Origin of the sequence: Anaplasma phagocytophilum str. Webster, from assembly GCF_000964685.1 — a bacterium.
GTDB lineage: Bacteria > Pseudomonadota > Alphaproteobacteria > Rickettsiales > Anaplasmataceae > Anaplasma > Anaplasma phagocytophilum.
In genome coordinates, this window is record NZ_LANS01000001.1 from 910,207 (window position 1) to 937,179 (window position 26,973).

Genomic DNA, 26,973 nt, shown 5'->3' on the forward strand with positions numbered 1-26,973 from the left:
GCAGTTCTTACAACAACTATTAATATATACCAAGGTACGATATAGTATACTACGTAGTGCACTGAATGCTGATTTAACATAAGAGATATGTTTTGTTTAGCATATAACAAAGGCCCCTAGGGTTTATTGTTTGTAGCTTCATAAATCTTTTACTGGTGAAACAAGAGGAGAGAACATGAGGGTTCTATCTGTAGAGGATCAACGGGATTTGAAGGTATTACATACCGTATCATCTCCTTTGGAAAGCGTTGATAGCGCAACTCGAGAAATTGTAAATGAGATGATCAAAATTGCTGAGAGGGGAGACACTGTGGGACTATCTGCAGTGCAATTGGGGTACCCCATTAGAGTCTTTGTTATAGATATGTTCAGTGGCCTTTTTAACATTACTGAAGATCTGAAGGTGATTTCAGGGCATCATTCACACAATACCAGAAGTCTCGTATGCATAAATCCCCAAATTGTGAGCTTCTCTGGCGAAACTGTTACTCTGTTTGAAGGGTGTTTATCTGTGAAATCTTACGGGATGGTGGGAATACAGCGTCCTGGAAATGTTGATCTGAAATATACTGATCTTGCGGGGAACGTGTGCGTGATAAGAACATTCAATTGGCTTGCTAGATGTGTGCAGCATGAGATGGATCACCTTAACGGAGTGTTATTGGCTAATATGCTGGATAACATAAAAAATAAATCTGCCCAGAGTGTTTCAGAAGAAGACTTTAGCTCAGTGCATATACTGCTTTTAGACAAAAACAAACAGGGCTAGGCGTTGGGGTATCGGAGGGATCTTTGAAAATCACAACGATTAGGGATTTTCTTCCAGATTTTGATTAGTTAACTTTGGGCTTCTGCATTTATTACCGAGAAGGAATATAAAGTCGCAGTGAATTTGGATCCCTATGTGTGTGAAGTAGGCACAGTGAAGAAGACTTTGTGGGGTGACTTTTTTGTAACTTCTCACTGGTACGGTGTTTTAGTGGTTGTATAGTGGGCTTATGCATTAGTGTGTATAAGCGTCTTAGAGCTTGATCCTTAAGTTATGATACGAGGTTTGTAACTACACAGTGAGTTCCTACCTAAGCTTTAAGTTCTTGGTGAGTGCGCCCTACATTTAGTATTCACGGAAACGTTTAGTATTCCATATACTCTGAAAGATAGTTCAAACTTGGATTTACGTAAGTTTTTGTGCTGAAGTTGGTGTAGCCTATAAAAAGACTGGCGCGGCGGAGCTACTAGTAGAGTTTGTGTTTAAATGTCATGCGTTCTGTAGACATAACGCGAGATAAGCACTTGTTATACCTATGTGAAATACTGAATTAAATGACTCATGTGGGAATGATTCTTTATTCACTAAATATGCCGGTAAATTTGATATCGGGAAGAAAGTTAAACGTCGTATCTTCTATAAGACTATAGCAAAGTTGTGCGTCAGAATCTGCTTTAGATGTTGTAAACTGTATTCTGATCCGTGTTGCGATACTTCAGATATGAAACTTAGCAAGAAGTATCAGTGGGCAGTTTCTATTCTAAGATTTGCTTCAGTATAAGTCTTGCGCGGTCTGTGCACTGAGTCTTGAAAACATACCCAGGAGTATAAAAACTTGTCATTAGTGGGAAGACCTAGCAGCTTTTAGCTGTAACTATACGGTGCATAATGCTACCAAACTGCGATGTAGCTTTCCTATGCTATCGGTATATTGACATATTTCGGTACAGGAGATCGCATGTTGCTGCGTTGTAGTGCACGTTGAGTACATATACGCGCTCCTGTGAAGCACACATACAAGTCTAAGGTACATCTTATATACAACCCTTCGCGAGAGTTTTATGATTATCATGTGAGGATATTAATAGCGTGTAGTGGCCTCTGTTGCTATAATCAAGGCGATAATGGTTTTACGTGGTAGTATGGTGGTGACATTGAAAGGACCTTGTTATTGTTCTGGAGATTCTGCAGATAGTTTGGTTGTTATGTTGCATGGAAGAGGTGCTAGCGGCGACAATATGATCGCTATTGCTCCGTATATGTCACAGAAAGGGTTAAATAACACTCAGTTTGTGTCTCCTCATGCGCCACTAAGATATGGTTCCATAGGTTATACGTGGTTTACGGATAGTCTGCGGGATATGGAAGAAAGATCGGCCTGTGCGGAGATTATGAAATCAGTCGAGATGGTAAACAGATTTATAGATGTGCAGCTCGAAGCACTGGGTATAGGTGATGACAAATTGTCTCTCGTGGGCTTTTCTCAGGGTGCTATGTTGTCCATATATGTGGGATTAAGTAGAGAGAAGAAATGTGCATCAGTTGTTGCATATTCGGGTGCGGTGCCCTTTCCACACGCTTTGGAGAGCATGGTGCGCTCTCGTCCGGATGTCTGTGTGATACATGGTGAAGATGATGATGTTATTCCTTTCTATTACTTCGAAGAATGTGTAGATTTTCTGCAGCGCAACAAGGTTCCTGTTGAGGCGCATTCCGTGAAGTCTCTTGGGCATAGCATAGATGATCAGGGCATAGAAACAGGTTCTTTATTTATTAAAAATCGTATCGCAGGTAATGCATCGTAGAACTCTTGCAGGGGCGTAACTAGGGGGCACTCTGTCTCTTAGATACCCTTATCTGTATAGCAGTACACCGCGCATATATGCCCTGTTGTGGCTAAATATGTTTATGTACTGATAGTCAGGAAGGGCTACACTCATGGTTTGATATGTCGTACACTGTAACCTTCTGGAAGTTGCTGATCTTGCCAACTCTATGGGACGTGTGTGCGGCTAATACACCACGAATATGAGGCCCGTTTGGTTTGGCATATTGAGTCACCGATGGCGTCGTAGAGCTACATGCTGGGTTTGGAACGTTATATACTGTGCATTCTTCCGAACATTGCTGGGTCTCTGACATCTACTTTGATAGTTGGGAAGGGCTATATGCGGTTTGGTTGCATGATATACGGTGAGCTGCGGAAAGTTGACAGGGCTTCCTGCTAATTGTTGTGTGTATAGCTAGTGCACTACAGACACGCGCGTTCCGTTTTGATTTGGCATGTTGAGTCACCGTTAGTATCGGAGAATTACATGCTGGGTTTAGAACGTTATATACTGTGCAGTTTTCCGAACATTGTTGGGTCCCTTATGGTGCCTACTTTAAATACTGCCTTTCTTGTAACCATGGAATTATCCTCTTCTATGCCATATCTCTCCTAATTTATTAGTATTCTGAGAACGAAAATTTCATTTAATAACGAGTATTAAAAATACGTTCTTTCCATTGATGGAGCGGCATAAAAACAAATGTTAGCTACGCAGGTTCTGCATCTGCGAGAAGTTGCGAAAAGAATGCCTATATGAGCCAAAATTTGGCAATCTTCAGAGCCATCCTAATACTTTCTCCAGAATTTCGGCTTCGAAAGCCCTTATCCTTCGTACGCTGTTTCTAATGCGAGAGGTCTATGATTGATTTGTAGAGGCTAATATCGAAGCAATGATAGCTGTGTGGCGATGGTTTTGCTAGTGTTGATTAGATAAAGCAAAGTACGTCTCATCAGAAGGCTTGAGTTTTTTAGCATGCTTCGGCAATTTTTCTTGCCTATGTTTAGGGAAAAATCATTCCACGCTTTCCTTGGGTGCAGTTTTTCAGCAAAGGGTCTATAAAAAGCGCTACAGCCATTTTTTGCTGATACAGCTATGTGAGTACAACACCTTACCTGAGGCTTCTTTCTGATGCTATGGTATCACAGAACACATACTTGCCGCGCAACTGAATAGACTATGACAAGAGTCTAAAGGTCAGAGACATATTACGCGCTGCATTGGCTGCTTTTATTTCAGGATAAGAAGTGTTTTGCGATAGATGGTAAATGTCTGCCTAATGTTAAGATGATTAGCGGCTGTTATGTCGAGATGGGGAGGGTGCTTTTTGTTGTTATGGTTTGGTAGGTGGGGTGTGTAACAGTGCTAGTGATGGCTTGCCGTTTTGGGCGGCGGATATAGCATAAATTTTTTCGGATATAAAGCAGTGAATTATAGGATAAATACAGATGCTTAGTGAAGATAAGCACATCAGGTCCACTGCGGGGCGCTATATAGGACATCGCAACATATGCTGCTGATAGGAATATTAATGCCCTGTAAACAGAGTGCTGAAAAGTTCCACGTAGCAATTTTAAAGGTATTGGAGATTTTTTTACAGCATTGTGATATAAGCAGCATAGTACTGCTGACTTAGTATGTTTTGCCAGAGTTTTGAGATGAGCAGTTGCTTGGAGTATTGCGATCACGCTTGTAAAAAGTGGTAGCATATTTTGTAGTGTGCCTGTGAGGTGACTATAAATAAGGAGGGCCTGCGTGTGGATGCGTGCAGTGGTGATCCCATGAGCATATTTGGCTTGTGGTATGAAGAAGTACTAAGGGTGAAGAGCGTGAGGGAACCCTCTGCTATGGTTCTTGCCACCTGTGATTCTGAAAATAGGCCTTCTGCCAGAGTGGTGTTGCTGAAGAGGTACAGTGACGCTGGGTTTGAGTTTTACACAAATCTTGAAAGCAGAAAGGCAAGAGAAATAGCTTTGAACCCATGTGTTTCCCTGGTTTTTGATTGGAGGCCCATCTATAAACAGGTGCGTGTAGAGGGGATTGCTGAGTTTATGGATGCCAGTGAGTCAGATGCATACTTTGCATCTAGATCGAGAGAGAGTCAGATAGGAGCTTGGTGTTCTAGACAGTCTATGATCCTCGAAGATAGGGATGTGCTGTTGTCTAAAATAGAACTTATGGAACGAGAGTATGAAGGGCGAGAGATTCCGAGGCCGAAATTCTGGGGAGGTATTAGGGTAGTACCAAACGTGATCGAATTTTGGATGGATGGTAAGCATAGGTTGCATGATAGGAGGCAGTATAGCAAAAATATCGATGGTACATGGACGTCGGTTTATCTGTATCCTTAGTGGGTAACTACCCCTTTCTTAAGTCCGTTAGGATGCTAAAAGTTTTGGCATGTTATGAGTAGGTTACGATAAGCATTGTTGCGCAAAGGTCCACAGTGCTTTTAGATCTAATGATAGAGCATCCTGCTGCAGTTGGGCTATGCGCTCTCGTGAGGTTGTTTTTACAGGATGTTATGTTGTCCATTTTTAGCCAAGGAGAGTATATGTAGCAAGTAAGTTGGAAAGCGGAAGGAGCATGAAAAGCGAATAGTTGCGTCTTGCTTAAGTCCGTTAGGATGCGCAAAGTTTCAGTGTGTTACTAGCGGTTTACGATAAGCATTGTTGCGCAAAGGTTCACAGTGCTTTTAAATCCAACGATCGATAATCTTGCTGCGGTTAGGTAGACTTGCGTACGGTTGTTTTTATAGGATGTCATCCATTTCCAACCAGGAGAACTGTAGATAGAACAAAAGCATCTATATATGTAGAAAGTAAGTCAGAAGGTGAGAAGAGTGCTAAAGATGTATACTATAATGCAGCATACTAAGATCTAGTTTGGTCTTCGGAAACGAAGACAAATTTCTTCAATAAGTTAGCGCACCTAGTGAGAGTAATCCCATTTATTTCCCGTTAATAGGAGGAAAAATACGTTCCAGCCCGAGCAGGTTTATGATGTCGTTGCTATGGGTTTTATTGTTAGTCGAGTTTCATCAGAATCATATGGAGTTGCAGGCCCTAAGTATATTATTTGAGAGAGCAATTTTGTGCTCATGAGGAAGAAGTCTATGCAATCGATTCTCAGTAAAATGGCCAAGTTTGTGCTGAAATCTGCTACGGAATACGCACAATATTAGAAGGCTCAACATTCAATCACTCAGCTGCAACCCTAACATCACTGTCGGAAACACGTTTAGGCCCCTCATTAAACACGAATGTACGAGAATCTTCCTCCAGCAACCCTTGACGAATAGTATTGATCACAAGAATCTCACAGAAAATGGTCAACGAAAACAAGCATGCCTGTGCCAGAATATTTCACGTATGAGTGGGGTCGAGCAAGTAGATATGCTCCGGTGTATCTATATCTAAAGAGATTACGACAAGGAGCCCAACTTTGTGAGTGCATCAATCCACAGGCAGGGAATTGTATGTAGTGCCTGCTACCAGGTATGTGTATAGCACAGGCGAACAATATGATGTCAAATACCAAGATGTGCTGTCTTGCGGTATTTTAAGGATTAATAAGCTGCACTCGAAAAACAAAGTTTCTATTGTAGCCCGTATGCTGGAGGTGCTAGGGCGCATTACCGACTGCCAAGACTCAAAGCAGGTGCTTAAATCTCATTTTGTGAGAAGTGCTCCCGCGACTGCGCAATAGCGACGTCTTGCTCAAGTCCGTAACTGGACTAGGAGTTTTGGTGTATTACTTATTTCTACTAAAAGCATCGCTGCGCATAGGTTCACAGTTTGGTATATATTCACTTTAGTTAGACAATTCGCTGTTTGTTTGCAGGAGAAAAGTTATTGAGTGTAGTGTTTTGATTCCGTCCTCTAAAATTTGATGTAGCAATCGGTGTCGCTCCAACCGTGTCATACCAGAGAAATAATCCGAAATGACGGTTACCCGCAGATGCGATACAGCATATCCGGCACTTCCAAGGTGGCCAATATGGTTATCAGACTCATTTACTATTTCAACGCTAGCGTTGCCTAATTTATCCAGTATTTTACACTCTATGGCTGCGGCAATTTGCAAATAGGCATTTGTCCTGTCTTTACTGGTTAGAGTTTTGCCAGAAACAGCAGAACCCGTTAAACGTCTGTTAGAATTCATGATAAGACACTAGAAAACGCAGGTCGGAGTCTACGGCTGGTAACAAACATTGTCTACTACAAAAATTTACAGTCATTACAAAACAGTGACAAGAAGCACGGCATTTGTTCTGACCATCCTGGTTTCATAAGCGTGTTGGAGTTTGCTACGGAGACTCGAGTCTGTATAATGATACCTGTCAGGGTATTAATGGTGGATTTTACGGGGTGGATGGAATTTTTGTTCATCTGAGGACGCACAGTGATTATTCCCTACTAGAGGGAATGATTAAAGTAGAATCTCTAGTTGCTATGTGTGTTGAGCAAAAAATGCCTGCCGTCGCTCTCACTGATTCGGGTAATCTGTTTGGATCTCTTGAGTTTTCTGATTGTGCTGCTCGTGCAGGATTGCAGCCCATTATCGGCTGTAACATCATGGTTGAAGAATCTGGCAATAACCTAGGCAATATTCTACTACTTGCAAAGAGTGCAGAGGGCTTTGCGAACCTAACCAATTTGATTAGCAACGGTTTTAATAACAGTCAGCTTGAAAAAATAAACAGAGTAAATATAGATGATCTGCTGAAGCTCAATGGAGGGCTAATAGCTCTGACAGGTGGGCATGATGACATTTTAGCTCGTGCTCTACTCAACAATGGAGACGATCTTCGGGCGCTGGATTCCATACTGCAGGTTTTTAAGGACAATGTTTATGTTGAGCTGCAACGCCATGGTTTGAATGGGCAGAGAGAGGTAGAAGAACTGCTCATTAGGTTTGCATATGAGAGGAATATACCACTTGTAGCCACGAATGATGTGTTCTTCGCTTGTAGGGGTGACTTTCAAGCTCATGATATACTATCTTGTATCAGCACTGGAGCGTACGTAGTGCAAGAAGATAGGCATAGGCTTACTCCTGAGCACTATTTTAAAACGGCTTCAGAAATGTATGAGCTGTTTTCAGATGTTCCTGAAGCGGTGCTAAATACCTCGTTGATAGCCCAGCGATGTTCGTTCATTCAAGAGGTACGCAAGCCGCAACTTCCGCATTTTCCGTGTTTTGAGGGTAGGACAGAAGCAGAAGAATTAACTGAATGCGCATTAGCGGGGCTTGAAATTCGGTTAAAGTCGAAAGGTATTGGAGATGATGAGGAACAGAGGGATTTGTATCTAAAGCGCCTTAAATACGAATTGGGCGTTGTGATTTCTATGGAATACTCCGGGTATTTCTTGATAGTGGCGGACTTCATTAGATGGAGCAAGCAAAACGATATTATGGTAGGCCCAGGAAGAGGTTCCGGGGCTGGTTCTCTAATAGCATGGTCGCTCGGTATTACAGATCTGGATCCTATAGAGTTTGGTCTAATATTTGAAAGATTTTTGAACCCAGATAGGGTGTCAATGCCTGACTTTGATATCGATTTCTGTCAGGAGAAGAGAGATAAGGTAATAGAGTATGTAAAGGAGAAATATGGGTATGTTGCCCATATAATCACTTTCGGTAAATTGCAAGCTAGGGCTGTATTACGCGATGTAGGGCGTGTAATGCAAATACCTTATGCGCAGATTGATAGAATATGCAAAATGATACCGCATGATCCTATCAGTCCCGTAACGCTTTTGGAAGCGATAGAGATGGATCAGAATCTCAAGGCGGAACAAGAGAATGATGAAACAGTTGCTAAGCTCATAGAGATCTCTTTGAAGCTAGAAGGTTTATACAGGCATGCATCTGTTCATGCTGCGGGAATTGTTATATGCGACCAGCCGCTGGAAAACTTTGTTCCTCTTTACTACGATAAATCGTCTTCGTTGCCCATTACGCAGTACAACATGAAGTACGTTGAAAAGGCTGGGTTGGTAAAATTTGACTTTCTGGGGTTACGCACACTGACAATGATAGACCAAATCTGTTCCCTAATCAGAGCTAGAGGGGAAGAGATAGAGCTATCTAAGATTCCACTTAATGACAAGAAGACATACGAGATGTTGTCGGCTGGTGACTCCATTGGCGTATTCCAGCTAGAAAGTGCGGGAATGAGAGAGGCAATCAGCAAACTAAGGCCGGATAGCATTCAGGATATAATAGCACTTATATCGCTGTATAGACCTGGGCCTATGAATAATATTGCGATTTATATATCAAGAAAACACGGTCTAGAAGAGCCGGACTATATACATCCTATGCTGGAATGCGTGCTGAAAGAAACCTTCGGGGTGATAATATATCAAGAGCAGGTGATGGAAATAGCTAGAATTTTAGCTGGCTATAGTCTGGGAGAAGCAGATTTGCTTCGTAGAGCAATGGGGAAAAAAATCAAGGAGGAAATGGACAGGCAAAGACAGGATTTTGTTGATGGTGCAGTATCTAATGGAATAGAAGAGAGCAAGGCTAGCTACATATTTGACCTGGTGGCGAAATTTGCAGGGTATGGTTTTAATAAATCGCATGCTGCTGCGTACGCGTTAATAAGCTTTCAGACAGCGTACTTGCGCGCAAATTACACAAAGGAGTTCTTTACTGCCTCCATGAACTTAGATATCGATGATAAAGACAAACTGGGTTTGCTTTGCCAACAAGCAAAAATGTGTGGCATAGATGTAATGCCGCCTGATATTAATTTATCTAGTGCAGAATTTACCGTATCAGGGAATTCGATTAGATATGGATTGGGAGCCTTAAAAAATGTAGGTCAATTAACGGCGCATGAGATACTACCTGTTGAAGGTGGTCGATATAGTGATATCTGGGATTTCGCGGGTAACGTCAGGATACGATCTCCTTTAAAGAGGACTCTAGAAAGTTTAATTAAATCCGGATCGCTAGACGGCATACATCCTAATCGTAGGCAGCTTTTTGCGTCATTGGGCATAATACTGAACATTATTGAAAACAAAAAGGTGAGCATGGATGCGCACCAGTTCAGTCTTTTTAGTGAAAAAGAAGAAGGGCAACTGGAAGAAGTAGATGACTGGACGGAAGATGAGAAAATAGAGCATGAATTTGCGACCATAGGCTTTTACCTAAGGTACCATCCTTTGAGTAAGTACGAGCAGGTGTTAGGCAAATTCGGAGTAAGGTTTGTGAGTAGCACGCAAGAAGAGAAAGAATCTGGTGTGACAAAACGAGCTGGGGTAGTGTCGAGTGTTAAAATGCGCTCTGCAAATAAGGAGAGATTTGCAATTGTAAGGGTATCGGATCCACACGGGGTTAATGACGTAGCATTTTATAATAGTAAGACTATCGAAGAAAACAGAGATTTATTTAACAGTGGTGTCCCTGTCATGATAGACATGGATTACAATGCGTCTAAGGGTAGGTTAGTGGGCAGAAACATATGTAATTTCCATGAGAGCATCTCCTTGATGATGCGCAGGGTAAGAAGCATTGCGATACATACAGGGCAAAACACTCTGATAGCACATATGTTACAGGAAGTGTTAAAACGGGATGCAATGGGAGCGGAAGTGTATATAGAGCTTTTGTCCAAGGGGCATCTTGTTCTGATAAAACTTCCGGGGGCTTTTTTGGTGACACCGGAAATATTGGCCCAGATTTTCAATATCAGCTGGGTCGATGACATTACCATCAATCACCGTGGATATCTATAGTACGAAACCCTAGAGTGTTCAGCATTTGCGAATCCTGAACAAGATCTGAGTTACGGTTGTAATGGTTAGTGGGTATACTTAGATAATAGTAGTTAATTTACATCACTGAGGTGTCTATACGTATGCTATGGCACGAGAAGGTGTACATGAATCGAATAGATACGACGTTAAGGAACTGTGGGGTGTGATGAAAAATGGGGTGTACAGAGGTGAAATATTGCACGTATAAGCTGAGTCCCTCTACTCATAGTATGCTCGATAATGGCTTTGTGTTAAGGGGTATAGCAAATGTTGCTAGGTGTGAAACTGCATCTTGTACAGCATTAATTATTGCAGCTCAAGCCGTAGGTACATCAAAAATTTACGGTGTGAGCAAAAATAGGATGATTTCACGTGTCATTGATATTTTGAGATCTTTGGGTGTTCGGGTTTTCGTAGAGGAAGGCTGTGTTTCGGTTGAAGGAGTAGGTATTGGTGGTTTTTCGAATCCCGAGGGAGGTATAGACGTTGGACACTATACGATCATAGCCGTTACTATGCTGGGCATTTTATCAACTCATGCATTTTCTTCGCTTTTTTTTAATAGTAATGCCCATGATGCAAGCGTGGAGGTATCAGGCTTAGATTTTGCTGAGATATACGAAGCGATTAGGATATTGAAGGCTTCAGGATGCAGTTTCATACGTAGTGAAGCCTTTCCAGTGATGGTTGAGGGTAGTGATTGCGCATTACCTATAGAAGAGAAAGAAGTAATTTCCTCCAATGTTATCAAAACGGCTTTGATGCTGAGTAGCATGAATATAGCAGGCAAAAATTGTATATATTCTGACAGTTCTTTATCCCCCACTGGAGAAACACTATTAAAGCACTTTGGTGCAGATATATCAGTGGTTACGAGGCCAAATATTGATGAAATAACAATAATGGGACAGAAAGAGCTTTATGCAAAAACTGTGGTAATACCCGCCTCGTCAGTAGGAGTGCTACATCTTGTAGCAATGGCATTGGTTTTACGGGGTTCAGCCATAACTATTACGGGGGTTTTGCTCGATAAAACCACTAAGAGCTTTCTGGATATTCTTATCAGAATGGGAGGGAGAATCCGTCTATCAGCACAATCTAGCCATTTATACAAAATCGATGTGGGATTTAGCAATATGCTGGGTATTGAAATTCAAAGCCAGGAGATACAGCGTATTTTTTCGTACCTTCCACTTATATGTGTTGTGAGTGTATTTGCTGCAGGAGTCACAAAATTCTTTGGCCTGTCAAAATTGTGTGAATCTAAGAGAAAAATACTCAATGCATTGTTAATTGCACTTGATAAGTTTGGGATCATTTCAAAAGTTACCGCAGATCATTTAGAAATTCATGGTAGGAGAGATACGCTTTCTGAGGGTTGCATTATAGAAGTTCGCGAGGAGCATAAATCAGTTATTCCTTTTTTAATATTGGGCATTGCTTCTAGAGAAGAAGTATTTATCAAGGGAATGATAGATGAACAAGCGAGAAATTTCTTGGAGATTATCAGTAAGTTAGCGGCAAAAGACAATGTTTGTATTGATGTAGTGTGATGGAGTTTAAAAAAAATATATGAAAAACTATTGACATAACAGGCGCTATAGCTGATACTCCTGCCCAGAGCTTGATGGCTCTGGTGCTTGATTAGTTTGGTGATGAGAATTTAGAGTAGAAATAAAGGCGGCGGTGCATATAGCTAATATATTTTTTTCTTAATGCACTTAAGCTTAAATTTTGTTTTGGTTTTTGCATGAGTCCAGATCATAATTTGCTTTTGTGATTGTAAATCAAACTTGAGAGTTTGATCCTGGCTCAGAACGAACGCTGGCGGCAAGCTTAACACATGCAAGTCGAACGGATTATTCTTTATAGCTTGCTATAAAGAATAGTTAGTGGCAGACGGGTGAGTAATGCATAGGAATCTACCTAGTAGTATGGGATAGCCACTAGAAATGGTGGGTAATACTGTATAATCCCTGCGGGGGAAAGATTTATCGCTATTAGATGAGCCTATGTTAGATTAGCTAGTTGGTAGGGTAAAGGCCTACCAAGGCGATGATCTATAGCTGGTCTGAGAGGATGATCAGCCACACTGGAACTGAGATACGGTCCAGACTCCTACGGGAGGCAGCAGTGGGGAATATTGGACAATGGGCGCAAGCCTGATCCAGCTATGCCGCGTGAGTGAGGAAGGCCTTAGGGTTGTAAAACTCTTTCAGTAGGGAAGATAATGACGGTACCTACAGAAGAAGTCCCGGCAAACTCCGTGCCAGCAGCCGCGGTAATACGGAGGGGGCAAGCGTTGTTCGGAATTATTGGGCGTAAAGGGCATGTAGGCGGTTCGGTAAGTTAAAGGTGAAATGCCAGGGCTTAACCCTGGAGCTGCTTTTAATACTGCCAGACTAGAGTCCGGGAGAGGATAGCGGAATTCCTAGTGTAGAGGTGAAATTCGTAGATATTAGGAGGAACACCAGTGGCGAAGGCGGCTATCTGGTCCGGTACTGACGCTGAGGTGCGAAAGCGTGGGGAGCAAACAGGATTAGATACCCTGGTAGTCCACGCTGTAAACGATGAGTGCTGAATGTGGGGATTTTTTATCTCTGTGTTGTAGCTAACGCGTTAAGCACTCCGCCTGGGGACTACGGTCGCAAGACTAAAACTCAAAGGAATTGACGGGGACCCGCACAAGCGGTGGAGCATGTGGTTTAATTCGATGCAACGCGAAAAACCTTACCACTCCTTGACATGGAGATTAGATCCTTCTTAACGGAAGGGCGCAGTTCGGCTGGATCTCGCACAGGTGCTGCATGGCTGTCGTCAGCTCGTGTCGTGAGATGTTGGGTTAAGTCCCGCAACGAGCGTAACCCTCATCCTTAGTTGCCAGCGGGTTAAGCCGGGCACTTTAAGGAAACTGCCAGTGGTAAACTGGAGGAAGGTGGGGATGATGTCAAGTCAGCACGGCCCTTATGGGGTGGGCTACACACGTGCTACAATGGTGACTACAATAGGTTGCAATGTCGCAAGGCTGAGCTAATCCGTAAAAGTCATCTCAGTTCGGATTGTCCTCTGCAACTCGAGGGCATGAAGTCGGAATCGCTAGTAATCGTGGATCAGCATGCCACGGTGAATACGTTCTCGGGTCTTGTACACACTGCCCGTCACGCCATGGGAATTGGCTTAACTCGAAGCTGGTGCGCCAACCGAAAGGAGGCAGCCATTTAAGGTTGGGTCAGTGACTAGGGTGAAGTCGTAACAAGGTAGCTGTAGGTGAACCTGCGGCTGGATTACCTCCTTTAGGCTTTTTACTGAGTATTCTATCTTATGGTAGTTTGTCGGTAAATGTGCCGCCGTCTTTATTTCTATTGTGAATTAACCGGAGGCTACTATAGTGTCGAGGTCTAGGCCTCTGTCTCCGCATCTTAGTGTCTATAAGCTGCCGATAACGGCGTGGCTATCGATTACGCACAGAATCACTGGTGTCCTGCTATTGATGGGGCTGACTCTCTTTACATGGTTATTGATTTCTTTACATTGGACATCTGGTCAGCTGTGGGGTTTGTTAGACTCCTGGATAGGTGTACTGTTGGTAAAGGTGATAATAGGGGGCTGTATTGCTGCGCTGTGTTACCACTATTATAACGGGATTCGGCATTTATTCTGGGATTGCGGAATTGGCTTTGGTAAATCTGAGGCTACTTTCAGTGGTTGGTTGATGTTAGGTTTTGCGGTGACCTCGTTGATCGGGCTGGGTTTTATAGGTTTCTTCAGTTAATATATGTCAGGAAAGAGTATTTTACACTGGTGGATGCAGCGGATGACTGCGGTGGTAATGCTGCCGGTTCCAATATTCCTTGTGAAGGCGTTATTAGTTTCTGATTTTGCTACGGGGCTTCTAGATTTAACGCATGGGTACAAGGGGGCATTGACTGCTTTATTTTTGATGCCGGCTTTTTATCATGGTGTTTTGGGTGTGCAGGTTGTCTTGGAGGATTATGTGCGCTCTGATGCGCTACGAGCTTTTCTGATTACTTTCATAAAATTATTTGCTGTACTAACAGTTTGTGTATTTTCTTTGGTGGTGTTGCTGCGTACGCTAGGTATGTAGGTCAAGCTGCCTTTATTATGGCGTAAGGCGCCTTTGGTATGTTATATCAAAAAAGATAGTTGGATCTTTCCTTCGCCATAGTGGCTCTTGGGGTGTTATGAGCTTGTGTTGCGCTATAGCTGCATGTATTATTTTCTCTCTAGCAAGGAATTAATATTTTTCCTATAGCATATCAAAATTATAAATGGTGAGAATCAATGTACGGGGATGAGAGTAAAAGAGGTAGATTAGCTGGTTTTTTTTCTGGGATCGGAGATCGCATAAGGGGCAGGAATTATAGTAGGTTGGTGGATGGTGCTAAGAGCACGTTTGGTTTTATAGCGAATCCGTTGAAGAAGTTTGCGCAATTGGATCCTGAAGGCTTTGGGCGCCCTAGGTTAATAAAGGTACCGATGGTTGTTTCGCAGGTTGTTGACAGGCAACAGCCTTGTGTGTTTTTGCCTACTAGCTCTATCAAGCAGGAAGGTATGTGGGTTAACAAGGGTTTGCTTGTTGTAGACGGGCATACTTTTCCGATAATGCCAATTGCTGACACGGGCGTGGAGCGTGTCACTACTCATGATAACAAGCAGCTCTATGCGATCAATACGAATCAAACAGAAGACGCATTCAAGATCTTGGGTTTAAATCCTAGTCGTTATAAGAACAAAAGATTAGTAATCGCATGCGAGGGTTATAGAGTTGTTCCTATAGGCAGCAGTGATAAGGACCCTAGATTGATGCGCGTGGTATGTAATCCTGAAGTAAATCCAGAGACAAGGCGTATTAAGAATGAGGTCACTGGTGATACCATGTGGTTACCTACATTGCTTATTGCGCTTCCTTTTAACCTCTGTGCTGGGCTGTTAGAAGTGGCTGCTATGATTGTTCACAGCTCGCTAAATGTTGTTGTGAAGGGTTTAAATAAGGGAGCGTCGTATTTTGAAGAGAAGGCTAGGCATTTATCTATTGCAAGGGATAGGGGGACTGTAACGGGTGCTTCAAGAGTATCTGCGCTATTTTGTGTATTTTTAGGAAGTGTGTTACGGGGATTTGAGAGATTAGCATCAGCATTATCGTGTTTCTTAGGTTGTGTAAGAACGGTTGTAAGAACATCGTTGAAGGCCGTGCCGCTGGCGGTAAACGCAATGTTAAACCCAAGTAGCGGTCAAAGTACGATTTTAAAGCACTACGTAATGAGCGCTTTTTCCGAGTGTTCAGAGAAGGCTTCGAAGTTTCGTGCAGAAACTGCGGCATCAGCGAGGCTTTATGGAAGCTTAATCAAGGGGAAAGCTTCAGATATATCAGAATCTCATGCAGAACACACTGTTGATACAGGGGCAGACAAGGAGGATATCCATGCTAATGCCAAGAGTCGGGAAGTGCAGCGTGGTCCTCAGAACTTGGATAATAAGAGAGATTCTGTATCTGCTGCTATGGGAGAAGATGATTTGAAAAAGATACGAGCTGTAGGGAAAGATCTTACTGAATTAGGTGTGGTTGTGGGATATGGACCTGCTGATAGTGTGCTATTTAATTTCATGAATGGCGGTAGGCTGGAAAAAGAAGCTGGAGTGCGTAAATAACGACAATTTAGAGAAAATTGCCAATCCCGCTAAGCTATAAGCTAACCTTACATCACATCAAAGAGGACTGTTTTTTGAGATATGACAATCCTTCCGGGTATAGGTGACTTATTTTCTTTTATATCGCTTTCACAGGTTACTATGAGCGATATTTGTTGGGTAAGGGTCATAGCTGGTGATATCATTGGTTTCTTGTATGCTTCTTTCTATACGGGTTCTGTCAGCAATCGTCAAAATTCTGGGGAGGGGATTGGCAAGTTTCTTGCATGTGTGTTACGCACACATGCATTTTCGTCAACGGCCTTATTAGCTCCGTATATCCAATATGCTAGATAGCGTAGTGCATTTTGCAATGCTTTGGGCCATGAACTGAAGATTATTCGAGTTGTTTAAGGCAATTGCATGCTTGATTCTTTGACCTCAAAGTTATATCTCCCGTTGTGTGGCCGTGAAGCTTTATAAGCTGATAAATTATTCTTATGGTTGGCTCAAGAATTCTGCAAAGAAAGCTGATAACACGGCATGTGTAGTATCCAGATCTCAAGTACTATGCTGTTAGTGTAAAGAGAAGAATTTTATTCTTTCTGCCGTTTCAGTATCTTTCATTACGGATATACGCTCGGTATGGACTTCGCTATCAACTGTAAGCTTGTATAATGTTTCTCGATAGTACCATAGATTTAGCATTATGCTGCATGTTGCATGAGACATGACGTAGCCTAACTGATTGTGCGCGAGGAATGTTTTTTATTAAAGTACAGAATAAATAATTCTGCTGCTGAGGTGTGGGTATTCAATACTTATGGTCACCGATTATTGATCATCTCAGGACTCACTATATTTGCTAAGGTCTCGTTCTTCATTTCCCCGTCATCTAGAAGTACAAATACTTTTTCTTCTGCAGTATCCTTAACAACTCTTCAATGGAAGAAAAGGCAGCTGCAATTGGCTAGACTCAACACCTAAATGAACTCATGAAAAAGGCTATATTTCTACATGGTTTTAATATTTTTAGCCTTTGTAGTATTAACAAGAATATTACTTAGTTCGCAAATTTTATGAGTAAAACCTTATCTTCACTACTCTAGCAGCGGTTATTCCTTTCAAAATTATTGAATTCTTGACTCAAGGTGCATACCATCTCCACCATTACGTGTTATACGCTACGTAGGAAGGGACTTAGCTGAGATAGTGGGTGGAGTGAAGTACATAAATCTTCTTTTAGTCGCGCTAGCTGTTGTGGGTATTGGGTTATTCTTACGGCCGGTGCTATACGCTTGTATTTATGCCTTGTTTATAGCGTACCTTTTGAATCCTATCGTGACAAAATTAGTGTTGATAGGCATGTCACGCGCTGTAGCATCATTTGTGATAATATGTGCCTCTGCGGGCGTAATAGGAACTCTCATTGTTATGTTGATGCCTGTACTATACTCTCAGGCATTGGGTGTAATAAAGCTTTTAATAGATAGAGTGCCATTCTTAAATCTTGAAGACATTAAGGATATACTTAGTTCAAGTGGGTTACCTTCCTACCAAGAAATAAAAAGTGCAACCGAGAATCCATTGAACTTATTAACAAGTGACTTATTTCGTGGAGATGGTGCAGAATTTCTAAAGCTATTTAAAGATGCTCCAAGTTACTTCGTGAAGGCTGTAGCTGGTATTGCGCATTCTAGCTTAGGCATAGGTTCTTCTATTGTAACTATACTAACTTCGCTATTGTTATCATTTTACATTTTGGCTAATTGGCCGAGCATTACTAAAATTGCTTTAGAATTAATCCCTCGGTCTTATGTGCGTGATTTCGCTCTGTGTTTTCATAAAATTGATGAAGTAATATCTTCGTACCTCAGGGGGCAGACTTTGGTTTGCCTCGTGCTAGCATGCTACTATAGCTTTTGCTTTGTTGTGATAAGGCTTGAGTATTCCCTTGTTATGGGTTTTGTTTCTGGGTTGCTGACATTTTTACCTTACATAGGACCATCGCTGTGTTGCATTTTAAGTGTTTGCATTGCAATTTCACAGGGATTTGGGATAACTAAAGTTGTACTAGTGGCTTTGATGTTTTTAGTGGGGCAAATGATTGAATCCTATGTGGTAACTCCTGGGATCGTGGGGAAAAGGTTAGCATTGAATCAAGCCTGGTTAGTTATAGGTGTTGTGGTTTTCAGCTCGCATGCTGGTTTTTGGGGTGCACTTTTGTCGGTTCCGTTTACTGCGATACTCAGTGTTTTGATACAGTTTGCTGTTAAAAAGTATAAGACAAGCAATTTCTATTTGAGCGAGTAATACTATGTACACACAACTGAAGTTGTTTGACGTTAAAGAGATGCACTCTTACCAATGTTCAGATTATGTTGTCTTAGATAGTAATAGGCACACATATAATCTTTTGATGAACAGTGATTTGTGGAGCAGTTTTGTGCTTTACGGCGTAAAAGGTTCAGGTAAAACGCATCTGGCGCATCTATGGGGGAAGCTAAAGCAGGCGAGCTTTTTGACTTACGGAAAAATTAGCGATGCGATTCAAGTGATCAAGGAAAGCAATGCTGTAATAGCTGAGGATATCGATAGCATTCCGGATGAGGAATGGCTACTACACTGCTATAACTACTCTAAGGAAAATCGCAAGCCTTTTCTCATGACCGCTTCTGTTCCACCGAATTTATTGAATCACAGTCTAAAAGACTTGAGATCTAGGATAATCTCAACAATGTCTGCTAAGCTTGTAGAGCCTAATGAGGAACTTTTACGGATAATGTTGGTGAAACTTTTTACCGAGAGGCAACTGCATATAGATATAAAAACCATAAATTACATACTCAACAATGTGGAAAGGTCTTTCAAGAAGTTGAGTGATATTGTGCGTCTCATAGACATTGAATTGACAAGCTCGGCAGGCGGAGTTACAGTCCCGTTTGTGCGTTCGATAATACGTAGAGTAGAGCTTGTATAAAGGTAATGTGCTTAGCATAGCTGGGTCTGATTCCGGTGGAGGAGCTGGTATTCAAGCTGACATAAAAACCATTACGATGTTGGGGTGCTACGCAGCTACATGCATTACCGCTATAACGGCGCAGAATACTCAAGAAGTTAGGGGAGTGTGGGAGCTAGCTCCTGAAGTAGTAAAGGGGCAATTGGAAGCGGTACTGGATGACCTCAAGGTAGATGCTATAAAAATAGGTATGCTGCCGGTTGGTTTGATAGGGGTGGTTGCTGAAAGTCTACCCTGCGAGATACCTGTGATACTGGATCCTGTGATGGTATCGACGTCAGGTTTTGAATTAACAGACCCTATGGGATATACTGAAAGTATAAGACCGCTTGCACAGAATGCTGCTTTGGTTACACCCAATATTAAGGAGACCGAAGCGCTCTCAGGCATGAAAAATATCCGCACGCGGGAGGAAATGGTTACTGCAGGTAACAAGATAATTCAATTTCTAGGCATAAAGGCGGTTCTGGTTAAGGGTTGTATCTGGGAAGAGGAAGAGTTTGTAGAAAGCGTATTGATATACGATGGCAAGACTGTTTTCTTTAGAAATGAAAGAGCTCCTGGCGAGCTCCATGGCACAGGATGCACTTTAACATCAGCCATAGCGTGTTTCATAGCACGAGGGCTTTCACTGGAGGAGAGTACAAGGCTTGCATTTGACTATGTCTCGTGTACCATAAGAAACGCACCCATAGTAGGGCAGGGTTTAAGGCCTCTTTTTCACAACTATTTTATAGTAGGCGATTGTTAAAGTTTGAATCCTTGTTATAGGCTTGGTTCCCTTGCTGGCCAGGATAGGTGTTTAATAACACACGTCATGTTGTTACCTGTACGCCCATCTATAACACAGAAAAGTTGAATCGCTCTGTATTTTCACGACGGAAAATATGTGCTTTCTCTCATGGCTTTAGAGAACGTAACATGGAGAAGCTTATGATTGCTCTAGAGTTGAAAGGGCTTGATGTGTGACGTGGTTTCTTAAACCAGTGGGGTGTCGTTGTGATAGCCTGCGCGTAGCGTTGCTACCTTTAAATATCTCTCTATAGTACAGAAATGTCGTGCTGCCCTGTCTTTTTTACCATTGAAACTGGGAGCGTTCTCTCATGGTTTTAGGGAACGTCACATGGAGAATCTTATGATTGCTTTAGAGTTGAATAGGCTTGATGTGTGACGGGGTTTCTCAAAGCCGGAGGGTGGCTGTGTTGATCCATGCGTAGCGTCGCTACCTTTAAACATCTCTCTATAGTGCAGAAATGTCGTGCTGCCCTGTCTTTTTTACCATTGAAACTAGGAGCTTTCTCCCTTAGCTTTAGGGAACGCAACATGAAGAAGCCAATGATTTCAAGTACGTTTCTTATCTCATAACGTAAATCATAAAAAGTCACTTTCAGGTTTACGGGAAGCCTTCTTCTATTTCTGATAACACGCCGACTTATGAGCAAGGTCTAGGTGGAATTTTAAGCAGTCGGCAAAAAAGATGTTAGCACTTCTTTTTTCAATCGCTGTCTAAAGTATAAAGAATTACTGTGTCTTCAGGTGTTGTTCAAGAGTATCATGGTGTTGCAGGAGATACGAAAGATACATGTAGAGAAAACTCTGAAGATGAGCATCTGGCACAAGCAGCATCAACCAGGCATAGCGCTGATGAAGAAGAGTAAAGAGGGAGTTTTATACAGGGGATTATGGTGCATCAGTAGAAACTCATTCCACTGAATGATAGGTAGATCTAGGGCAATAGCTTCAGGGGAAGAGTATTAGAAACAGCGGATATCCATGTAGAGCAGGAAAAAGGGTAGTAGTGATACCGATGCTCAAGGGCTCTCCGAAGAGGATGGTGTAGGCTAGGAAGCCTTTGATTCTGAGATTAAACGTGATGATATGGATAGCCGTAGCGTGATTCATGACCTTAGCATTCAGGTTCTGATCTGGAAGATCATGGTGTTGCAGGAGATATAAAAGAGGAAGTTGGTGACGCATCTCACGAAGAGAAGTATCTCGACTGATAGTATATCAGGTATAGACCTAACAGCTTCGAGAGGAGTAGTCAAGAGGAGAAGCTAGAGTTGTTGTACGGATGATGGAGTCCCAGAGAAACGACATCATATAGGGATAATACTAATGCAAAGGTAGCATCTGCCAGGAAAATAATAAAAACCCCACTGGGACAAGAACCCAATGCCATAAATCAGGCCATAACATGAATACGGGACACCTAAAAAGTTATCCTCCGCTTAGAAGACTCTATAATAAAGGAATAGAAGAGGGCGTAGTATACGAAGCTAGTGATAAAGGTTGTTGGTAGGTGTGTTCATCAGAGCAATCTCCTGCATGATCGTGTGGGTTTTGCTCTGAATTAAACACGGAAACTATTTATCAGCATTACCATGGTCAGCATAATAGCTCCAGTGGTTACAGCAGCATAAAACACCCTCGGTAAGCAGCTATCCACAGTAGCAACCGCTTTTTTTAGAAGCTTCTAATTGCCTGTCAGCACAACCATAGCTGCGTTAGCATAATTAACCACCGTAAATCATATTGCTGCGAATTTACGCGCTCTACCAACGGGTCAGTTAACTCAACAGCTGACATTTCAGGCTTCAAGTCATATGTACTAACGTCAGGAGATGGCATTATGCTATCTCCAATAATGCATACGAAAAGTGTTTTCGGGACGGACGTAATGCTATAGAACCAGAGAATTATGATTCTGAGATTAAACGTTGCGATCCGAATAACTATCGGAGTGCATCATAATCTGAGCATGTAGATCCTCATTCAGGTAATCAAGATGCATGTAGAAGAACCCCCCCGAAGATGAGTACCTGAGCACAAACAGCGTTAACCGAAGATAAGATAGATGTAACCAACAACTAGGATAACACCTACAAGAAAAAGGTACATGACCCCGAAATCTTGCAAAGAGAACTCAAAACGACAAACCAAGCCGTAACGCTAGCTTAAGCAACACCATTATACCTCAAGGGTACAAAGCCCATGCACAGAACACGCGATGGAAAAATACAAAATCGCAAAAGTCCATGGTGCCCATGGGGAGACTTGAACTCCCACGACCCAAAGGTCAACGGATTTTAAGTCCGCAGCGTCTACCATTCCGCCACATGGACAGAGCTTAACGTTATCCAGAATAGAATTCTACAACCAGATTCACTTCCATGTTAGCAGGGTAAGGAACATCTGAATACTTAGGAACAGCAAGATACTTCACGGAGAGCTTCTCGGTGTTAACATCTAAGTGATCAGGAACACGCCTTTCTTGAGACTGTATCGCAGCCAACACCATAGGAAGCTGTGATGCCCTCTTTCTAACCTCTACAATATCACCGGGTTTTACAGAGAAACTAGGTATATTTACCACCCTACCATTCACAGTCACATGCTTGTGTGAAACAAGTTGACGTGCAGAGAACATAGTAGGGACAAGACCAGCACTATAAACCACAGAAGCAAGCCTAGATTCTAGAGCTCCCACCAAATTGTCACCGGTATCTCCTTTTTTACGGTACGCTTTTAAGAACACATTCCTCAGCTGTCTACTAGAAACAACATAGTAGCACTTGAACTTTTGATGGGCGACAAACTGCCTACCAAAGCTTGAAAGCTTTTTGTAACCCATAGCACCGTGCTGACCAGGAGGGTAATTCCTAGTGTTGAACGGGTCCTTAGACCTACCCCACAAGTTAACCCCTAGCCTACGGCTAGCCCTGTATTTTCTATTAACAACCGCTACCATACTACCTACACAAAAACAAAAAACAAACCCCTCAGCACAGCCACACGGACAGCTGCCATAACAGCGTAATATCTACGTCCCGGTGGGAAAGTATGATCATTTAAAGGAAGCGTGTCAACCAATTTTGTTAGGAGGAACGGGAACATTTAGTGTGTTCAAACCAGCGATATATACTCCATTTTGTATTATGCATATCATATAAATTTGTTAATTAGAAGGCCAATACACGCAGGAAAATGTGTGTAATTATTACGGTAAAAGTATCTACAGACTCTATAGATAAAATAAAAATTTTCACCTAGGTTAAAAAAACAACGCTGTCACACCCCATAGGCAAACTGCAGGGTTACGTAATGCAAATTCATGCCACAGCCAGCTACCGTACACTGACCTTACATATCTATGTATTGCTGACTGGATCGGTTTTGACGTAAGAAAAACGCAGTTGCAAAACTAAAACATGCGCTAGCGTATCTCTATCAGGTCGGCTTGTTGCATAATCATAATAGGTGAGATAATAACGTCTATTGCGGAGTTTACACCATGCACTAAACACAGCACGTTCTTTCCTTAGGGCACACAAATGAAGCAGGCCATCCATCCTATTGATAAATCTTGCTCACTATTGCAAAGCGAGAAAAGTGCCATGCGTGTTTTGCTTAAACTCCCTAAGTTGACAGTGCACCATGTGAGGTAGGAGACTCTACCAAGGAATTCCATATCTCATGCTCCTAAAATGTTTTTATACCCGGAGTAAAAGCATTTCTATTGGTCGTATTTTTGCTCCACTGTGAGGTGTTTCGTCTTGCAGATTTTGACAATCTTGTGGCTTTATTCCTGCAGCGAGATTGCATTTTGGTATTACAAATTATTGCGATGTGCAAATATAGCAATACCAAACCCTCTTCTTAGCCTTTGGATATTAGCTCTGGTGCATACCTGACAGTAACCTCATGCATTCTGTTGAACATCAGGCGTTTTATCACTAATGCGGAGATTTAAAAGTCAGAGGCTTGCAGAGTGCGAGAGTGGCCATAAGTGGTATACGGCAGAGTGACGTGCTCCAAATAGTGTTGCGGATTTAAATCTTTAGATCCATGTAACTGAGTGCACTTTTGTAAAGTGTCCTTATTATAGAAAGCAGTACTGTGTATTTCTATGCTAGTTTAACAATTTATCACTATATGATATAGCGTGAAGATAACGCTGCACGAAGCGTTCCCTCATCTAGATAGTCTATCTCACCACCTAGAGGAATACCGCATGCGAGCCTCGTAACCTTAACTCCTGTACTCTTTATTGATTGCGCAATGTAGTGACACGTTACCTGACCATCCATATCACTGCCGGTAGCAACTATCACTTCTTTTACACCGTGTAACCTGACTCTCTCGGGTATGCTGCTCATATTTAAGTCTTCAGGGCCCACACCAGACAACGCTGATAGAACACCACCGAGCACGTGGTACATACCTTGATATATTCTTCCTTTTTCAAAAGCCCACAAATCACCCAATTCCTCGACGATGCAAAGCAAACTCTTGTCACGTCTGCTATCGGTGCATATGCTACATGGAGAAGTCACATCCAAATTAAAACAGATTTCGCATTCTTTTGTACTTTCTTCCAATTCCCTGATGCCATTGGCTAGGGGTGTCATAACGTCATGTCTGTGTCGAAGAAGGTGTAGAACAATCCTGCGTGAAGAAGCAGGCCCTAAACCAGGAAGCTTAGAGAATAAACTAATTAATCTACTTATGTCCATCACACCTTCTTACAACACATACTCTCTCTTCAGCAAAACTATGAAAAGCTTTGACCAGTAAAAGGACTATCCCAGCTAATGATTTAACTCGTCCTTGGTAGGAACAAGTCTACCATCCTTTAATTCGCGTCTCAGGTTTTTCATACCCTTGCCCAAATCCCCCATAACTTGAGGAAGTTTACCAGCGCCAAACAGCACCAAAATTATCAGCAGTACCAAAAAAACCTGCCATGGACCCAAAGTCATATGCGTACCTCATAAACATCAGAGTCTAAAAAGCAAAGCCTTACTCGAGTCTAAAGATACACGTATTACATCACCTACCTCAGGCAAAACTGCACCCAAAAACAACATCCAGTAAGCACTATTGCCAACAGATATGTATATCATATTATTAAAAAATCTCACAAGCTTTACCACAGCAAGAGTATCGCTGGAGTCATGAAGGAGGATGGCGTCGGGCCTAATACATACAGCAACCCTAGAACCATCGAGGAAGCCGTCAGCATTTATGGAGCCTATAGTGAGGGATACCTTACCATCACGCACTAGAGACTCAAAATAATTAAGCCTGCCAAAGAACCGAGCAAGATGAGCATCTTTGGGTGCGTTGTATATTTGGTAAGGAGTACCACACTGGACTATTTTGCCTTCTCGCACCACATATATCTTGTCAGCTATCTCCAAAGCCTCTTCAGGATCATGAGTAACTAACAGCACGGTGATATTCTCAGCCTTAATTACAGATAACACAGCTGCGCGTATCGACTCCCTTAGGATGGTATCAAGGTTAGAAAAAGGCTCATCAAGTAGGACAATTTCAGGATCCTGAGCCATGGTTCTCGCAATGGTAGCAAGTTGTTGCTGACCACCCGAAAGCATATGAGGATAGGCGTCTTTGTGAGCAGAAATTCCCAGCTTTTTCAATACCTTCAAAGCATGCTTCGTTCTCTTATCCCTGCTTTGCGCTTTTACTGCGAATGCTACATTCTCAACTATAGTTTGGTGTTGAAACAGTGCCGGGTGCTGGAAAATTAGCCCTACATTGCGGGATTCTGTTGGTATATAAACGCCACCTCGGGCATCATTTACTGTTTTGCCATTAATCCTTATCACCCCTGCAAAAGGCCTTTCTAGTCCTGCTATTAACTTTAATATTGTGGATTTTCCACACCCTGATGGCCCTAATAAACATATTATTTCGCCCCTTTTGGCAGAAAGTTCTTCCACTTCCAAAAGAAAATCACTCTTTCTATACCTGTACGATATGTCTTTAAGCTCAAGTCCTTCCACTGTAACGCCACCAATTGTTTAAGATTACATGGGAGATATGGTAACACTCACCACACCCCTCTACAAGTCATCTAGCATAGAAGCAAGCCATCTTCAGTAGAATCAAGTCTGCTACTATATCTCCAGGTAACCGATAGGTAAATTTGACGACAAAGGACGTAGTTTTATGGTCGCGTAATGCAACTACTTGCACACTTAAATTGGCTTCCCTTAAGGTAAATGCTGTCATAAAGGCAACGTGTCGTACGCCTGTAGAAAACAGCAAGTAGCTTTCTTATGATCAGGGCCGAGAGCGGTAATGCCGCATATGAACAGATTTACAGTCTACTTTTATTCGCAAGCTGTAGTATTGCTATGCATTACTACAGCATTAAGGTTAGCTCTTTAGCCTTATGATGATTCTCCCACTATTCAGGCTTTCTTATATCAGTAACAAATTCCTTATAAAATTGTATATAGGCTATAGTTGTGCAAGTTGACCAATCACAAGGTTGCAAAACTTGCGAAAAAACAGTAGGAATTACACAGCTAATAGTCAGGAGGAGAACGTCTTGAGAATAGCTAAGTGCATGGGAGCCGTTTTGTGCAAAATTTTCCTTTTGTGGTCCTTAAGTTCTGTTGTTTTTGCGAGTGCTAGCTGCTCAGAAATAAGCGACTCTCTATACGATAATCATGTGAATGTTAAAGTGCTTGTTGGTGCTGTTACCCGCAACAAAGTAAGTATTGCTGTGTTATGCGAGGTTCAGCCAGGGTGGCACATATATGCAAAGGATCCTGGTGATACGGGGATGCCTACGCGATTTTGGATAGAAGGCAATGATACAAAGAATTTGAGTGTTCATTGGCCAAAATTCTCTAAAGTATCTGAGGCAATTCCCAGCAGAGTCTTGGAGAGCAATGTATACGAAGGTACGGTGGTCTTTCCTATTACGTTCAGTGTGCTAAAAGGCTCTGAATCATCATTGCTATATTTACATGTGGGTTTTGCCGTGTGCGGTGAGGTATGCATACCTCAGGAGCGAAGGCTTGAGATCGCTTTACCATCTGATGCCAAGTTCGAAGATTCTGAGGTTATGGAGCTTATAAAACAATGGAAACGCCGTTGAAGATGACGGAAGCTGAG

Annotated in this window: 20 protein-coding genes, 1 tRNA gene and 1 rRNA gene; 15 read left to right on the forward strand and 7 right to left on the reverse strand. The window is 42.2% G+C overall.

The features are described 5' to 3' along the window. The first annotated feature begins 175 nt into the window (after positions 1-175). The 3 genes from def to pdxH all read left to right on the forward strand — a co-directional run bounded on the left by def (position 176) and on the right by pdxH (position 4,949). Positions 176-769, forward strand: a complete 594-nt coding sequence (def, locus tag APHWEB_RS03840; protein ID WP_011451086.1) for a peptide deformylase — start codon at positions 176-178, stop codon at positions 767-769. A gap of 1,094 nt (positions 770-1,863) precedes the next feature. Next, the gene (locus tag APHWEB_RS03845; protein WP_020849042.1) at positions 1,864-2,574 is read left to right on the forward strand and encodes an alpha/beta hydrolase; all 711 of its coding nucleotides are present in this window, start codon (positions 1,864-1,866) and stop codon (positions 2,572-2,574) included. A gap of 1,754 nt (positions 2,575-4,328) precedes the next feature. Then, positions 4,329-4,949, forward strand: coding sequence for a pyridoxamine 5'-phosphate oxidase (gene pdxH, locus APHWEB_RS03850; protein ID WP_011451082.1), 621 nt, complete (start codon positions 4,329-4,331; stop codon positions 4,947-4,949). A 1,462-nt stretch (positions 4,950-6,411) separates the two neighbouring features. Here the strand turns inward: pdxH and APHWEB_RS07155 are convergent. Beyond that, positions 6,412-6,762 (reverse strand): BolA family protein, encoded by a 351-nt coding sequence (locus tag APHWEB_RS07155; RefSeq protein WP_020849038.1) that lies wholly within the window; start codon positions 6,760-6,762, stop codon positions 6,412-6,414. A gap of 206 nt (positions 6,763-6,968) precedes the next feature. On the opposite strand from APHWEB_RS07155, the gene dnaE reads away from it, so the two are divergent. The 11 genes from dnaE (at position 6,969) to APHWEB_RS07015 (ending at position 20,699) form a co-directional block, all read left to right on the forward strand. Beyond that, positions 6,969-10,352 (forward strand): DNA polymerase III subunit alpha, encoded by a 3,384-nt coding sequence (dnaE, locus tag APHWEB_RS03865; protein WP_011451077.1) that lies wholly within the window; start codon positions 6,969-6,971, stop codon positions 10,350-10,352. A gap of 251 nt (positions 10,353-10,603) precedes the next feature. After that, positions 10,604-11,926, forward strand: coding sequence for a 3-phosphoshikimate 1-carboxyvinyltransferase (locus tag APHWEB_RS03870; protein ID WP_011451075.1), 1,323 nt, complete (start codon positions 10,604-10,606; stop codon positions 11,924-11,926). 236 nt (positions 11,927-12,162) lie between these two features. Continuing rightward, positions 12,163-13,668: ribosomal RNA gene (locus APHWEB_RS03875) — 16S ribosomal RNA — on the forward strand. A gap of 93 nt (positions 13,669-13,761) precedes the next feature. Beyond that, positions 13,762-14,145: a succinate dehydrogenase, cytochrome b556 subunit gene (sdhC, locus tag APHWEB_RS03880; protein ID WP_011451074.1), complete on the forward strand. Its 384-nt coding sequence runs from the start codon at positions 13,762-13,764 to the stop codon at positions 14,143-14,145. A gap of 3 nt (positions 14,146-14,148) precedes the next feature. Continuing rightward, positions 14,149-14,478, forward strand: coding sequence for a succinate dehydrogenase, hydrophobic membrane anchor protein (gene sdhD, locus APHWEB_RS03885; protein ID WP_011451073.1), 330 nt, complete (start codon positions 14,149-14,151; stop codon positions 14,476-14,478). Between the two features lie 197 nt (positions 14,479-14,675). Continuing rightward, complete coding sequence (locus APHWEB_RS03890) at positions 14,676-16,043, forward strand: hypothetical protein (protein ID WP_011451072.1); 1,368 nt, start codon at positions 14,676-14,678, stop codon at positions 16,041-16,043. Between the two features lie 141 nt (positions 16,044-16,184). Then, the gene (locus tag APHWEB_RS03895; RefSeq protein WP_133121367.1) at positions 16,185-16,379 is read left to right on the forward strand and encodes a hypothetical protein; all 195 of its coding nucleotides are present in this window, start codon (positions 16,185-16,187) and stop codon (positions 16,377-16,379) included. A gap of 855 nt (positions 16,380-17,234) precedes the next feature. Next, positions 17,235-18,335: an AI-2E family transporter gene (locus APHWEB_RS03900; RefSeq protein WP_020849034.1), complete on the forward strand. Its 1,101-nt coding sequence runs from the start codon at positions 17,235-17,237 to the stop codon at positions 18,333-18,335. A 4-nt stretch (positions 18,336-18,339) separates the two neighbouring features. Beyond that, positions 18,340-19,002 carry a P-loop NTPase family protein gene (locus APHWEB_RS03905; RefSeq protein WP_011451069.1) on the forward strand — a complete coding sequence of 221 codons (663 nt, stop codon included), beginning with the start codon at positions 18,340-18,342 and terminating at the stop codon, positions 19,000-19,002. A gap of 7 nt (positions 19,003-19,009) precedes the next feature. Then, positions 19,010-19,792, forward strand: a complete 783-nt coding sequence (gene thiD, locus APHWEB_RS03910; RefSeq protein WP_044104291.1) for a bifunctional hydroxymethylpyrimidine kinase/phosphomethylpyrimidine kinase — start codon at positions 19,010-19,012, stop codon at positions 19,790-19,792. A gap of 775 nt (positions 19,793-20,567) precedes the next feature. Then, on the forward strand, positions 20,568-20,699 hold the full coding sequence (locus APHWEB_RS07015) for a hypothetical protein (RefSeq protein ID WP_011451067.1): 132 nt from the start codon (positions 20,568-20,570) through the stop codon (positions 20,697-20,699). 829 nt (positions 20,700-21,528) lie between these two features. On the opposite strand, the gene APHWEB_RS06930 is transcribed toward APHWEB_RS07015, so the two are convergent. The 6 genes from APHWEB_RS06930 to APHWEB_RS03935 form a co-directional block, all read right to left on the reverse strand. Further along, positions 21,529-21,672 carry a hypothetical protein gene (locus APHWEB_RS06930; RefSeq protein WP_230597237.1) on the reverse strand — a complete coding sequence of 48 codons (144 nt, stop codon included), beginning with the start codon at positions 21,670-21,672 and terminating at the stop codon, positions 21,529-21,531. A gap of 408 nt (positions 21,673-22,080) precedes the next feature. Then, positions 22,081-22,166 (reverse strand) — tRNA-Leu (locus APHWEB_RS03915). An 11-nt stretch (positions 22,167-22,177) separates the two neighbouring features. Next, on the reverse strand, positions 22,178-22,792 hold the full coding sequence (gene rpsD / locus APHWEB_RS03920) for a 30S ribosomal protein S4 (RefSeq protein ID WP_011451065.1): 615 nt from the start codon (positions 22,790-22,792) through the stop codon (positions 22,178-22,180). Positions 22,793-23,972: 1,180 nt separating this feature from the next. Then, positions 23,973-24,557, reverse strand: coding sequence for a recombination mediator RecR (gene recR / locus APHWEB_RS03925; protein ID WP_011451064.1), 585 nt, complete (start codon positions 24,555-24,557; stop codon positions 23,973-23,975). A gap of 75 nt (positions 24,558-24,632) precedes the next feature. Next, positions 24,633-24,803 carry a twin-arginine translocase TatA gene (tatA, locus tag APHWEB_RS03930; protein ID WP_011451063.1) on the reverse strand — a complete coding sequence of 57 codons (171 nt, stop codon included), beginning with the start codon at positions 24,801-24,803 and terminating at the stop codon, positions 24,633-24,635. A gap of 18 nt (positions 24,804-24,821) precedes the next feature. Then, entirely contained in the window at positions 24,822-25,850 is a 1,029-nt protein-coding gene (locus APHWEB_RS03935; RefSeq protein ID WP_011451062.1) for an ABC transporter ATP-binding protein, read from the reverse strand. 551 nt (positions 25,851-26,401) lie between these two features. Between APHWEB_RS03935 and APHWEB_RS03940 the strand changes: the two genes are divergently transcribed. Further along, the gene (locus tag APHWEB_RS03940) at positions 26,402-26,956 is read left to right on the forward strand and encodes a protein-disulfide reductase DsbD domain-containing protein (protein ID WP_155237145.1); all 555 of its coding nucleotides are present in this window, start codon (positions 26,402-26,404) and stop codon (positions 26,954-26,956) included. The last annotated feature ends 17 nt before the right edge of the window (positions 26,957-26,973 follow it).